Here is a 13,831-nt window from a genome sequence, read left to right as displayed (position 1 = left end):
TGTAATTATGTATTGTTTTTTTTGGTTTGAACTTTATTCTCATGAAGCTCAATCCAGCCTTTCCCAGACCTTGAAAAACTATCGAGCTAATCTTTGTTTATTTACAGGTTAACATGGAAGGTATATCTAGAGGTATCAAAACCCAACAATGGCTGATCAGCAGTCCTCAATCTTTATTAACAAAAATGTGTTTTCTATGTATACCCTCTACTGATTCTGGTTATCCTATGTAGTAGATTGCTAGAGTCAGTGAGAGGAAGATGAATAGATGAAGCAGAATGATCGGGGTTGCAGTCAAAATAAAGGGAAGCTGGCACTGCTGATGTTTTGTCTTTGTCTAACTTTGTTTATGCTGGCCGGATTCCGTAGTGGAGATAAACAGCTCACAGCCATAGTATCATCAGCTACTGATTCTGAATCTTCAGTTTTTGCCGGTCTGCCGGAGTCGTTGTCTCTGTTATCATCAGTTGGGCAAGAGGTAATAGTTCCAGGTACAACGTTACGTGTTGTCCTTAAATGGCAGGGACAATACAGCGGGGATAGCGATGAATCGGAAGAGAATGCCACCATGCTGGCAGAACAGCTTGGTCTCGGAAAGGTTGCCAGAAGTGATAAGGATGGGTATATGACGTATAGAGCCGCTGCTTCCCAAGGTGATTTCAGCAAGCTATCCATGCTCTGGACTAATCTGGAACAGGGTGGAAGTTATGTGTTTGTAACCTTCGAAACCCAGAATCCGCTGAAGGCAGAATGGTCTCAGGATGCGGCAGAGAAAACGGGTAAACTGATGATGGCGGCTGGAATCACGCCAGAATGGAATGCATCTTTACAGGGCACAGCTTCGTCGTTGGAATCACCTGGGGAGGCAATTGCAGCAATAGAAGGATCGATTGCAGCAGAGGAAAGTGGATTGCATAGGATGGAAAGCTATGAGGATGTGTCCACGGTCAGCCGCTCCTATGCAATTCCAGGTATCAAGCGGTTCGTGAACAGTGGTGATCATAAGATTGCCCTGCAAGTGGCTGTCCACAAAAATGACAATGATAACAGCAATAGGGTAACGATTGGACTCCCTGTTATTACTATAGAATATTAGGTAGGCTTTCAATTGTGGAGTGTAGGTTGTGGCATTATAATGGTGGACTTCTTTCGCGAGAAAGAGGAAGACACCAGTAATATAAGCGTAATCCGGTGAAGGCATAAGAAAGAGTAATGGAAAAGTGCGAAATCCCGAGAAAAACTGTCAGGAATGTGATGGCATCCTCCGTGCAATTATGATAAAATGACATCACGCCTATAGTCGTATGTTGTTTCATACCAGGCGTTGAGAATGAATGTCAACTATATTACATACAGAGAGATGAGGAGCCATGGCTGAAAATCAAACCCTTGATGCACTGCATACACCCGGTGCTGTATTCTTTATCTTCGGTGCAACCGGAGATCTGGCCCGGCGCAAGCTTTTTCCGGCGATTTACAGTTTGTACCGTGAAGGCAAGCTGACCCAAGATTTTGCGGTCATTGGCGTGGCTCGGCGTCCCCGCACTCAGGATGAATTCCGGGAAGATGTGAAGGAATCCATCCGCGAATTCTGCCGTTATCAGGCAGGTGATGCTGCAGAGTGGAACGAGTTCGTACAGCATTTTGAATACAAGTCACTCGACATCAATAATATTGACGGCTTCCGTGAGCTGAATGAGCAGACGGAGCGGCTGGAGGAGAAGTTCCATATTCCGGGCAACCGCATGTTCTATCTGGCGCTTGCGCCTGAGCTGTTCGGCAGCGTATCCTTCAACCTCAAGGCAGGCGGGATGCTGCAGGCCAGAGGCTGGAACCGTCTGGTCATCGAGAAGCCGTTCGGCTACAATCTCGAATCCGCTGAGGAACTGAACGAACAGATCCGCCAAGTCTTCAAGGAAGAGGAGATCTACCGGATTGACCACTACCTGGGTAAGGAAATGGTTCAGAATATTGAAGTGATCCGGTTCGCCAATGCCTTCTTTGAGCCATTGTGGAACAACAAGCATATCGCCAACATTCAGATTACACTCGGCGAGACTGTGGGCGTGGAAGAACGCGGCGGGTATTACGATCATGCGGGGGCGCTGCGCGATATGGGCCAGAACCATATTTTGCAGCTGCTGACGATGATCGCTATGGAACCGCCTAGCCGTCTGCTGGCTGAAGATATCCGTGATGAGAAGGTGAAGGTTCTACGTTCGCTGCGTCCTTACGCGACCGCTGATGAAGTCCGCGAGAACGTAGTTCGCGGCCAATACACTCAAGGTCTCTACAAGGGCAAGACGCTTCCGGCTTACCGCCAGGAAGACAAAGTGGACCCGGAATCGAATACAGAGACGTATTTCGCAGCCCGTGTGTTCGTGGATAACTTCCGCTGGGCTGGAGTTCCTTTCTATATCCGTACCGGCAAACGCCTGCCTGTGAAGACCACCGAAGTGGTTGTAGAGTTCAAAGGAATGCCGACCAACGTCTACTTGGGCCAGAAGCACAAGCTCGAGCCGAACCTGCTCGTCATCCGTGTCAATCCGATGGAAGGCATCTACGTGAAGATCAATGCGAAGAAGCCGGGCTCGGAATCCGAGATTCAGCCGCTGGCCATGGATTTCTGCCAGAGCTGCATGATCGGCATCAACTCGCCGGAGGCGTATGAGCGTCTGTTGCATGATGCTGCACGCGGCGATTCCACCTACTTCACCCGCTGGGATGAAGTGTCCTCGGCCTGGTCCTTCGTGGACCGGATTGCCAAGGCGTGGAAGGAAGATAGCAACGACTTGGCTTCCTATCCTGCGGGCTCCTGGGGCCCGGTCGAAGCCGACCAATTGCTTGCCGGAGAAGGCTTCCACTGGTGGCCAGTCAACGGCCAGGATGAAGACAATGTGGTCTGGCAGGTTAACCGCTAGTCCCTGAAGAAGAACTGTTACAGATCCTCCTGCATCTCGCTGCGGGGGGATCTTTTTGCTGAATCGTGAATTTATATTACAAGATATTTCACTACAGGCGCTTTTTTGTAGATAATCTCTGCCGGATTTTGCTATACTGAGAAGGATGCTTTCAACATAAAGATTTCTAAGCCTAGCGCTATAGATGATCCTATACATGGTAAACGTTACGTTCAAGAAATAGACGTTGAATCTCTAAGGAAAGGATCTGAATCCATGAATAGCAGTCCGATTTGATCGATCCGGCAATAGAGGCAGAAGTAAGCATGAATTTATAGATGAAGGGATATGTGCAATGAATAAAGCAACGGACCATAAGCTTCAGAGTGAAGTAGACAAACGCAGAACCTTTGCGATTATTTCCCACCCGGATGCGGGTAAAACTACACTGACAGAGAAACTGCTGCTCTTCGGAGGTGCCATCCGTCTGGCAGGTACAGTCAAAGCCCGTAAGGCAAGCAAGCACGCCACCAGTGACTGGATGGAAATTGAGAAGCAGCGCGGAATCTCGGTTACGTCCTCTGTGATGCAGTTTGATTACCTTGACCACCGGGTGAACATTCTGGATACTCCGGGTCACCAGGATTTCAGTGAAGACACCTATCGTACGCTCACTGCGGCTGATAGCGCGGTCATGCTGATCGACGTAGCCAAGGGTGTGGAGACACAGACCATCAAGCTGTTCCAGGTCTGCGCGAAGCGCGGCATTCCGATCTTCACCTTCATTAATAAGCTAGACCGTGAAGGCCGCAGCCCGTTTGATCTGATGGAGGAGCTGGAGAATGTGCTGGGCATCCGCTCGGTGCCGATGAACTGGCCGATTGGGATGGGCCGTGAGCTGTGCGGCGTCTATGACCGGATGAAGAATCAGGTCGAGCTGTTCCAGGGCGATGATCATTCCGTAATTAAAGTACAGAAGGTGGAGAGCTACCGCGACCCGATTATCCGTGAGATGGCGGGGGAGTATCTGCATGATCAGCTATGCGCGGATCTGGAGCTGCTGGATGTAGCGGGCGATCCTTTTGACTATGAGAAGGTGCTGCGCGGAGAGATTACTCCGGTATTCTTCGGCAGTGCTATCAACAACTTCGGTGTGCAGACGTTCCTGGATAATTTCCTGGAGCTTGCGCCGAAGCCTGAACCACGCCGCAGTACAGCAGGTGCTGTAGAACCGACGAATGAGAAATTCACCGGCTATGTATTCAAAATTCAGGCGAACATGAATCCCGCACACCGTGACCGTATCGCTTTCCTGCGTATCGTGTCCGGCAAGTTCGAGCGCGGGATGAGTGTGAAGCATGTACGTGCCGGCAAAGACATCAAGCTATCCCAGCCGCAGCAGTTCCTTGCCCAGGACCGGGACATTGTTGAAGAGGCGTATCCGGGGGATATTATCGGTCTGTTCGACCCGGGCATCTTCCGGATTGGCGACACACTAAGTCAGGCCGGAGATATCGAATTCGATGAGCTGCCGACCTTCTCGCCGGAGATTTTCTCCAAAGTCACCATCAAGAATGCACTGAAGTCGAAGCAATTCCAGAAGGGGATTGACCAGCTGACCGAAGAGGGTATGATCCAGGTGTTCCGTACCGTCAACTTCGATGATATTCTGCTGGGTGTAGTCGGACAACTGCAGTTCGAGGTGTTCGAATACCGCATGAAGGGTGAGTATGGCGTGGATGTGCAGCTTCAGCGCATGAGCTACCAGTTCGCACGCTGGATCGTGGATGAGAACAAGCCGGATGCCAGCAAGTTCCGGATCAACTCCACTCTGGTTACGGACAAGAAGGGCAATTACGTAGTGCTGTTCGAGAACGAATACGCTATGCGGACCGCGATGGAGAAGAATCCGACCGCGAAGTTCCTGGAGACTGCACCTTGATGGGTGTAATAGAAGTAAGATGAGTAGTTAAGCATATGTACGATTAGGCTATAAAAAACCTCCGGCTCCACCTGTGCAGCAGCACGGTGGGGTGCGGAGGTTTTTGACGGGATGGGCCTCCTCTAGGAGGTGATGGACCCTGGGGTAAGCTTGTCCAGATGTCTGTGCAGCATAGAGAGAACCCGGTCCTGCTTCGCAGGGTCGAGGTCCTTCCAGATCATCTCAAAGACGACACCGAGTCCGGGAAGCGCGGCTTCCGGCCCGTCCACGGAATTCTCAATAACCTCCCGCAGACCTTCTTCGGACTGGCCGTGCACCTTGTGAATGATGGCCTGGCGCAAATCAAGGGTGACTGGCATAATCGGCCTCCTTAAAGTTTTGTGAGCATCTGCTTCCTGAATCAGCATCGCAAAACTGAATTCGAAAGCAGGGGCTTAGTCAGGTAAGCAGCCTTCTTATAAGGTGCCCTGCGGGAGCGCTGAACATTCAAGTTTATAACGGCTTATGCTATACTGTGTGAGATGTATTATATGGGCGGGAGGGACAAGGCTTAATGGCAAAAAAACAGTATGCGATCATCGGCATGGGCCGCTTCGGCTCAAGTGTGGCCAAAGCGCTCAGCGGGATGGGCTATGAGGTGCTGGCCATTGATGCGGATGAACAGCGCACCCAGGAAATCTCCAATATTGTGACCCATGCCGTATCTGCAGACTCCACGGATGAAGAGGCGCTGCGTGCGCTTGGCATCCGTAACTTCGATGTGGTGGTAGTCGCCATCGGGGAGGATATTCAGGCCAGCATTCTGACAACGCTGATCTTGAAGGATCTGGGCGTACCTGCCATTATCGCCAAAGCCAAAAGTGAGCTGCACGGCAAGGTGCTGGGTAAAATCGGAGCAGATAAGGTGATCTACCCGGAGCGGGACATGGGGATGCGGGTGGCGCATCATCTCGCTTCTCCGAACATCCTCGATTACATCGAGCTGTCACCGGAGTACAGCATTCTCGACATGAAGGTCTCAGGACCGATGCTGGGCAAGAACCTGCAGGAGCTTGACATACGCGCCAAATATGGCTGCAACGTTATGGCGATCCGTAAGGGAGAGGAAATGAATATCTCTCCCAGAGCGGAGGACCGCCTGACCGATGGTGATGTTCTTGTCATTGTCGGACGGAAGGATAATCTGACGAAGCTGGAAATGGCTTATCAATAGGAATCTGTAAGCAACAGAAAGGTAGGACCCTATGGAAATTATGTCGCCGCAGAACACGCGGGTGAAGGAATGGGCCGGACTGCAGGAGAAGAAGCACCGTGACCGGTCCGGTAAATATATCGTGGAAGGCATTCATCTGGTGCAGGAGGCGCTGCAGGCGGAAGCAGATGTGGAATGCCTGGCTTTTGACCTCGATAAAGGTATGCCGTCTGAGCTGAAGCCGCTACTTCAGGCCGTACAGGGCATGGAGGTCATCGGCGTGTCGGCAGCGGTGGTTGCCAAGTGCAGCAGCACAGGTACACCGCAACCGGTGTTCGCCATTGTGCGGAAGGAGCAGAAGGGGATAGAGGCCATTCTGGCGAAGCCGGACAGCCTGGTTGTGGTGCTGGACGGGGTCCAGGACCCCGGCAATGTAGGCACTATCATCCGCAGCGCGGATGCGGCGGGCGCGGACGGCGTGATCCTCGGCCAGGGCTGCGCCGACCTCTTCAATCCCAAGACCATCCGGTCCACGATGGGCTCGATGTTCCATCTCCCGGTAGTGGAGGGCGAGCTCGGCACGATTCTGCCACAGGCACGGGAGCGTGGTGCGCTGCTGGTCAGCACCTCGCTGACGGCGGAGGATTCCTGCTACACCCATGATTTCCACGGCAGCCAGTGGCTGCTGATCGGCAGCGAAGGACAGGGGATCTCCCCGGAGACGGCCGCAATGGTCGATAAAAGCATCCTCATCCCGATGGCCGGCCGCGCCGAATCGCTGAATGCGGCAATGGCCGCAACAATCCTGCTGTTTGAGGGGATGCGGCAGCGGGGGAATTATCTTAACCAACCTTTATAGCTGTGAGTTGTAAGTCATCTTGTCACCGTTTGTAACGTAGTTTGTCACTGGTTTGTAACGATTTTTGGCACAAGTATTTCAGTCCTGATGGTCAAGAAACCCTTGATTTATCAGGGCTTTTTTTAAAATTTGTTTGGACATTATCTATGATGCTCTAAATGACCAAAACTGATTTTAGATGCAAAAGCTCTTGGAACAATTATTGGCACAAATCGTAGAATGGGAGCGGATAAATGAATACTATCGGGGCAAATATTAAACAACTACGAAAAATAAATAATCTTAGTCAAACTAATTTTGCTAATAAAATAGGTGTTTCTCAAGGCAGTCTTAGTGATCTGGAGTCTGGAAAAAGCAAACCAGCGATTGAGACTGTTATTTCAATTTGTACTGTGTTTGGTTGTTCTTATGAATGGGTTTTGACTGGGAGGGAACATTCAACTATTGGTGAGTTAACTGCTACAATAGCGGAGTTACTGCAGATTGTTAGGGGACTTAATCCTAGCGAGCAACTAGAACTATTACAGATTGCAAAGATTAAAAGAGATTTGCATATATGAGATGAGGATTCCTCATACTCAAAATATTATCTCTAATGCTTTTAAAATAAATTCAAAGTGAAAGTACTTTATGCTGGATACCGGCTACGACCAAATGGAAAAATACGAGGCGACCCGGAACGTCAAGGCACAAGCCATTATTCCGCTAAATCCTAGAAATGAAAAGGAACCGCCAGCGAGGATCACCAGCAAAGGCACACCCTGTTGTTCGATGGGCTTTTCCATGACGTATTGGGGACAGGAGAAGATACATTTGAAATTCCGTTGTCCGCATGCGACAGGTCAAGTGAATTGTCCTTTACACGACCGCTTGAATTTTAAGTTTCACCAAAATTCTGACCGTCTGTCCTTTTATCGCTCAGCTTTCACAAGATTGAGATTTCGCTGTGGCCTAAGTCGGACTTCGAATCAAAATATGAATTATGCAAAATGCTCAAATAAAAAAATGAAATTAAAGTGATTCAATGGACAGGTATCACAGAATAAATAATTAATGTATGGGAGATTAGAACTATAATATTTCTGGATATGAAGTGAGAATATGATAAAATGAGTAAAAGGAGGGGTAATTTTGTCGGATATTAAAATTGAGGTTTTTCCAGCTTTAGAAGGAGATTGTCTCCTAATACGAATTAACGATCAGCAAAAAACAAATATTCTTATAGATGGTGGCTTCTCCGAAACATATCATGATTATTTGAAGCCACGGTTGTTACAAATGTCTAAGGATGGTGAAGAATTAAGTCTTGTTGTTATTACACATGTAGACAAGGATCACATTGAAGGGATTATTGAACTATTTAAGGAAAACGGGGCAGCAGATAATCCGAAGATTATTCCGATTAAAGAAGTTTGGCATAATAGCTACAGGCACTTGAATTTTCTGAATCAAAAGAAAAAAGAAGAACTGGATAAAAACGAGATAATTATCTTAAATGGAATAACTAGCAAATCCTCTATTATTAGGAGTGGGCGAAAAGATGAGCCCAATAAAGATATTAGTGCAAAGGATGGATCTACTTTAGCTAGATTACTCTATGGAGGGAAATATAACTGGAATAGATTATTTAATAATACTGCTATTAATTGTGATGAGAAAGAATATATTTCACTGACTTCTGAAATTAACATACAATTGTTATCTCCCAATACAGAAAAACTGAAAAAATTGGAAAAAAACTGGATCAAAGAATTACGAAAAAGTAAGTATGATTTTAAATTAAATGAAAATAAACTATTTGATGATGCTTACGAATTTTATTTGTTGTCACTTCATGATGAAAATGATGATAAAGAGAGTGTAGACATATCAGGTAAACAAGTGAAAGTTAGTCTCGATAATCTTTTGAAAAAGAAACTGAGTACAGACAATTCTGTTGTTAATGGGTCCTCTATATCCTTTGTTTTGGAGTATAAACAATACAAATTATTATTTTTAGCGGATGCTCATCCGAGTATAATTCTAGAAAATATACAAAGATTGGTGAGTGAAAAAGAGTATACTCCCTTTTTTGACATGATAAAAGTATCTCATCACGGAAGTTACAGAAATACAAGTGTTGAATTACTTTCGTTAATCGATTCTCCAATCTATTTATTTTCTACAAATGGGAGACAAAATGAACACCCTAATATGGAGACACTTGCTAGAATTATCTCTAGAAAGAGTATTAAGAGGAGGCTTATATTTAATTATCCTGTATCTAATGAAATCTTACTTGATGAAACGTTAAAGGAAAACTATCATTTTACAACAGATTTTTCCAACGGCCAACAGATAAAAGTAATCGAAATCCAGAAAGGATAGTTAGAATGATTACATATGAAAAAGCAGTAGGAAGATTAATCTGTGGGGATGATGAAGTAAAGGATCGAGCTACAGTCTTTCTAATATCTCCTACTAGAGCAGTGACAGCCAGACATGCTATTAATGAATATTACTTAGAAGGAAAAGAAATAATCCTTGAGTTTTTTAATATAACAAACCAAGTGATTGAACGTAAAGGGGAACCATTAGAAGCATCTGAAGATACTAATATGCCGATTTCTATTTTAGAGTTAAATGAGCCTATACATTGTAATTTATACTTGAATTTCTCGAATTTTCAAATACAAAAAGATAATATATATGAGACGTATGGATACCCCGTTGCCAGATGGGATATGGGGCATTTCACGAAAAATAATGTATCAAGAATAGTGTCAAATGATATGACAAGACCATACGATTGGGATATTGATTTAAACTATGATGCTAATATGGCGGATTTTAGCGGTCTTTCTGGGGCTCCGCTGTTTGTAGAGGGAAAATTAGTTGGTGTTGTTCTAACGGAATCACAAACTAATGGAAGAGTTATTTCACTTGGTTCGGTGAGTGTGCAAAGACTTAGTGAGGCTCTACTCAAGCTTGATATTCCAGTAGAAGAACCTATTCCTGAATTCAGTATGGGTGAGATATATGAAATTGATGAGGGCATCGACTTTTCTGAATCAATGTTCATTATGAAGCTTGAGTCAGCAGGAATATTTGATCATGAAGATTGCCAACAAGAATTTTTCAATGCTGAAATCGTAAGTAGTTCAATAGTGAGCCGGGGCTTCTCATTTGAAGTTAAAGAGTTCGCTATGCTAAAAGAGAATGTAAAGAGTATATGGAAAACACAACATCGACCATACAAAGAAGAGAATGATGGAAATGAGCTTTTGGCAAAGGTTTACGAAAGAGTAGAAGATTTGAACAATTCTACCCTTAAAACTAATATTGATATACCATTACTTGTAAAAAAAGGCATCCTTCATCAATTATCAGATGAATGCAAGGTTGGTTGGGTTAAAAACTATAAAACTAGATTAATAAGTTACATATCGGAAAGGAGTGAGGAGAATTGATTAAAGATTTAGATCTGGTTAATAGTGACTTGACTCTCAATTCAATTAGAATACTAACACTTATTTCTGAGTTCGAATCCAAGAAGTCTTTTAGTATGAGTCTTAATCGAATTATGTTATATGATTTTTTTATGAAATATCCTCACACTATGATTCCATCAAATGAAATAACTGAAAGAGAAATAAAAGACTTTAGTGAATATTATTCATACTTTCATTGGCAGCCAGATAGAGATGAATATAATCTCTATTTAAGATATCTATTAAGTAAAAATTTAATCGAAAAAAAAATAATAAGTAATGATTATAGTTTCTATATTAATCAAAATGGTAAAGATGTTTTAGGGCAAATGCAGAGTTCTTACTATAGAGAACTGGCTAAGCTTTCTAAGTATATCAAACAGTCGTTGTCTAAATTAGCTGATACTAAAGTCGAGGGTCTGATTATAGAAAAGTTAGAAGGTGTTGACCATGAGTAAGAAGATTAGGTTGGAAAAATTGACATTAATAGGGTTCAGGAAAAATTACGAAGTGAATTTCAAAACAGGATTAAATTATATCTCTGGCCCTATGTCGACAGGAAAGTCCTCTATTGCGGAAATGATTAACTATGCTTTTGGAAGTGAAAAGCATAAAGCCTATATTGAGATAGGTAAAAGCTGTAAGGAAGTAGAATTAGATTTTTGGATCGGGGAAGATAAGTTTAGAATTATTCGACCATTATTTGAGTTCACAAGACCAGTGAAAATATTTAATTGGAATGAAGAAACCGGAGAATTTAAAAAGAATTTCAACTTGCTTGAAATCGATTCTCCTGCCAATGAAAATTCTTTATCCGCATACTTGTTGAAGCAAATTGGGCTTCCTAAAATTACTGTTGCTAATCAAGCCTTTAGTTTTAGGGACTTATTCAAATACTCATATGTCAAACAGTCAACTATTGATTCTGAAAATTTATTAATGGAAAAGACTTCAGGCTCTAATTTGAAAAGAAAGCCTACATTTGAAATAATATTCAATATTTATAACGAATTGTTAGGAGAATTGAAGCAACAACTAAAGGAAAAAATTAATTACATAGAATTTTTACTTAATAAAAGACTTGGGGTATATGAATTTTTGAAAGAAATGAATATGTTAAGTCAAGACACTTATCTGAATGAAAAAAACCGCCTTTTAACAGTGTTGTATGAAGAAAATCAAATACTCGAAGGCTTAAAAGTACATGGTACTTATGATGAGTCTGTGACGTTGAATTTAGAAAGCGAAATAATTATTTTAAAAGATAAGATAACGAATATAGACATGCTAATTGTGGACAAAGAAAAATATGTTGATAAGTTATTTTTGCTTAGAAATCAGTATTCACGAGAAATGCAAAAAATTGATTTTATTGTAGAAGGAGCGATCATTTTAAATAGTTATGACTATAGTTCATGTCCATCATGTTTAAATCCTATACGAGCAAAAGAAGGATGTAATTTATGTGGAAGTGAGCTTGAGGATCTGTCAAACCAAGAAATCGCAATTTTTGAAAGTGAAAATCGAAGATTAAACAAAAAATTTAATAGTTTGATAGCTTTTATTGAACAACAAACAACCAGAATCAATGAACGCAAAAACGAAAGAAAGGCACTTTTAGAAGAGCTACATATAAAACAACGCGAACTAGATCACTTAAAAAATCATTACTTAAGTCCTTTCTTTGATCAAATTCAGCAATCAAATTATAAAATTGGAAAAGTAAATAGTAGTTTGGATCAACTAGAAAAAAGCACTTCTGTAATAAATCAATTTTCAAAAATCACTCAAAATATTATTGATGAGGAAGCACTACGTGATTCGTTAAAATTATCTATTGAGTCTATCGAAAAAAACAACGTATCAAAAACTGATTTGATCCAAAGTCTATCCGAATTGTTTTTTGATATATTAAAGGATTTTTCTTTCCCAAAACTAACTGATGCTTATATTAAGGAGTCGAATTATTTGCCTTATGTTAGGGGAGTGAAATACGATGAATTAGGAAGTGGTGGGGCCGTCACAATGACTACCATGGCCTATTTTTTAGCCATCGCTCTTCTATTGTTTGAAAATAAAAATCATCTAGGTCTTATGATAATTGACTCACCGAGAAAAAACTTAGGGGCAGATTCTGAATTTGAAGATGATTTTAAGGATGAAGAAATATTTAATTCAATCATTAAATATTTTGTATCCTTGAAAGATACTGCTTTAGTAGAAGATATTCAATTAATTGTTATTAATAATGGACATCCTGATTTTGTTGACGATAATGATATTATTGTGAAATTTGACGGAAAGGGAACTCGTGACTTGCCCTACGGATTGATAGACGATATTGAAAATTTGTAATAATTATGGAGGTTAACTCTAGTTCGAAAAATTTCAAATATTCCGATATTATTCAATAATAAATTATGGTAATATAACCCAAATGAAGTGTTAAATAGGGAATAAAGTGGGACATATGTCCCGCTTTTTGTTCTTCCCTGTTTCTCAGAAAAGTTGATCTTTTGTCATGTGCGAGGGAATAGCTTGAAAATTGTGAGTTGGACTTTGGCCAGATATTTTTTATTCAGTTATTTGTAGCTATATTAGATTAAAAGGGGAATGGCATTTGAATAAGAAGAATCCTAAAATTATTAAACTTGATGAAATGGAAACAGCGAGTAAGTACATTAGAAAAAAGTATAGTATAGGTTTCTGGGGATTAGGTATTCTAAAATTAGGAGATATAAATAAATTAAGAAGTGATTTAGTAAAGGATCATACAGAATCGGAAATAATCTCAATTAAGGCTAGCATTGATACTCAATTCGAACATTATAAGCAGCTTACATCAATCATTACTATCCTCGCTTTAATTTTTACTATGATTTTCACTTCTATAAATACTCAAATTAATTTCACAATGAAACCGATGGATTGGATTTATAATGCTAATCAAGAATTGAATAAAGATTTAAATAAAAATATGAAGCCTGACGAAAGAACAGGAAATCTAATAAAACAAACCAATGAAATGGCCGCGGAATACTTTAAAGTTACAAAAGCAGCATTCAACGCTTTACAAATGAATATTTACTTTATAGCCATCTTTTTAATTTTGATAATCTACACTTACTTTGGACGATTTCGTTGGATTGTATTAGTCAAAAATATCTTAGAGGAAGCATTAAAAGAAAAGAAAAGAGAAAAAGATGAGGATGAACGGAAAGGTAAGAATAGAAATAATTTGAGAATGCAAAGATTAATGAAATAAAAGTTGGGTATGAAAAATAGTTAAAACTTATCCAATACTCTTAAGGCATCCGTCAAATGTTAACTCTGATAGATGTCTTTTTATTTTTTATATTGATTGATATATCTCTTTGTATATTTTTAGTTTCAAACGTTGATAATGTTAAAAGTTCTCTTGAATCCAGAGTGATTAATCAATCTTCACGAGAAGAGTAGAGCAAATAA

The 13,831-nt window shown here is 41.9% G+C and carries 12 protein-coding genes and 1 pseudogene; 12 read left to right on the top strand and 1 reads right to left on the bottom strand.

Going from position 1 to position 13,831, the window contains the following annotated elements; all coding sequences use genetic code 11:
* The first annotated feature begins 268 nt into the window (after positions 1-268).
* The 3 genes from MKY86_RS26020 to MKY86_RS26010 all read left to right on the top strand — a co-directional run bounded on the left by MKY86_RS26020 (position 269) and on the right by MKY86_RS26010 (position 4,842).
* A complete protein-coding gene (locus MKY86_RS26020) occupies positions 269-1,096 on the top strand; it encodes a YwmB family TATA-box binding protein (protein ID WP_076082001.1) in 828 nt (275 codons plus the stop codon).
* 274 nt (positions 1,097-1,370) lie between these two features.
* Positions 1,371-2,921 (top strand): glucose-6-phosphate dehydrogenase, encoded by a 1,551-nt coding sequence (gene zwf, locus MKY86_RS26015; RefSeq protein ID WP_076082002.1) that lies wholly within the window; start codon positions 1,371-1,373, stop codon positions 2,919-2,921.
* Positions 2,922-3,255: 334 nt separating this feature from the next.
* Positions 3,256-4,842, top strand: coding sequence for a peptide chain release factor 3 (locus MKY86_RS26010; protein ID WP_076082003.1), 1,587 nt, complete (start codon positions 3,256-3,258; stop codon positions 4,840-4,842).
* A gap of 122 nt (positions 4,843-4,964) precedes the next feature.
* On the opposite strand, the gene MKY86_RS26005 is transcribed toward MKY86_RS26010, so the two are convergent.
* Entirely contained in the window at positions 4,965-5,201 is a 237-nt protein-coding gene (locus tag MKY86_RS26005; RefSeq protein ID WP_036700271.1) for a small acid-soluble spore protein SspI, read from the bottom strand.
* Positions 5,202-5,395: 194 nt separating this feature from the next.
* Between MKY86_RS26005 and MKY86_RS26000 the strand changes: the two genes are divergently transcribed.
* From MKY86_RS26000 to MKY86_RS25960, 9 genes and pseudogenes are all read left to right on the top strand, one after another.
* Positions 5,396-6,055: a potassium channel family protein gene (locus tag MKY86_RS26000; RefSeq protein ID WP_076082004.1), complete on the top strand. Its 660-nt coding sequence runs from the start codon at positions 5,396-5,398 to the stop codon at positions 6,053-6,055.
* 31 nt (positions 6,056-6,086) lie between these two features.
* Positions 6,087-6,893: a TrmH family RNA methyltransferase gene (locus MKY86_RS25995; protein ID WP_076082005.1), complete on the top strand. Its 807-nt coding sequence runs from the start codon at positions 6,087-6,089 to the stop codon at positions 6,891-6,893.
* Positions 6,894-7,126: 233 nt separating this feature from the next.
* Positions 7,127-7,453 carry a helix-turn-helix domain-containing protein gene (locus tag MKY86_RS25990; RefSeq protein WP_076082006.1) on the top strand — a complete coding sequence of 109 codons (327 nt, stop codon included), beginning with the start codon at positions 7,127-7,129 and terminating at the stop codon, positions 7,451-7,453.
* A gap of 61 nt (positions 7,454-7,514) precedes the next feature.
* Positions 7,515-7,754 (top strand): annotated as a pseudogene (locus tag MKY86_RS25985) (transposase); the annotation flags it as partial.
* 270 nt (positions 7,755-8,024) lie between these two features.
* Entirely contained in the window at positions 8,025-9,260 is a 1,236-nt protein-coding gene (avs1a, locus tag MKY86_RS25980) for an AVAST type 1 anti-phage system MBL fold metallo-hydrolase Avs1a (RefSeq protein ID WP_076082007.1), read from the top strand.
* Positions 9,261-9,265: 5 nt separating this feature from the next.
* Complete coding sequence (locus MKY86_RS25975; RefSeq protein ID WP_083685520.1) at positions 9,266-10,342, top strand: hypothetical protein; 1,077 nt, start codon at positions 9,266-9,268, stop codon at positions 10,340-10,342.
* Positions 10,339-10,821: an ABC-three component system middle component 2 gene (locus tag MKY86_RS25970; protein ID WP_076082008.1), complete on the top strand. Its 483-nt coding sequence runs from the start codon at positions 10,339-10,341 to the stop codon at positions 10,819-10,821. Before MKY86_RS25975 ends, MKY86_RS25970 begins: the two co-directional genes overlap by 4 nt.
* A complete protein-coding gene (locus tag MKY86_RS25965; RefSeq protein WP_076082009.1) occupies positions 10,814-12,718 on the top strand; it encodes an AAA family ATPase in 1,905 nt (634 codons plus the stop codon). The genes MKY86_RS25970 and MKY86_RS25965 overlap by 8 nt, the downstream gene beginning before the upstream one ends.
* 265 nt (positions 12,719-12,983) lie before the next feature.
* Positions 12,984-13,628, top strand: coding sequence for a hypothetical protein (locus MKY86_RS25960; protein ID WP_076082010.1), 645 nt, complete (start codon positions 12,984-12,986; stop codon positions 13,626-13,628).
* Positions 13,629-13,831 lie beyond the last annotated feature (203 nt).

It is taken from the genome of Paenibacillus sp. FSL R7-0333 (assembly GCF_038000365.1).
GTDB classification, from domain to species: domain Bacteria; phylum Bacillota; class Bacilli; order Paenibacillales; family Paenibacillaceae; genus Paenibacillus_AQ; species Paenibacillus_AQ silagei.
Note: the sequence above shows the minus strand (reverse complement) of the source record. Positions and strands in the feature narration are given on the sequence as shown.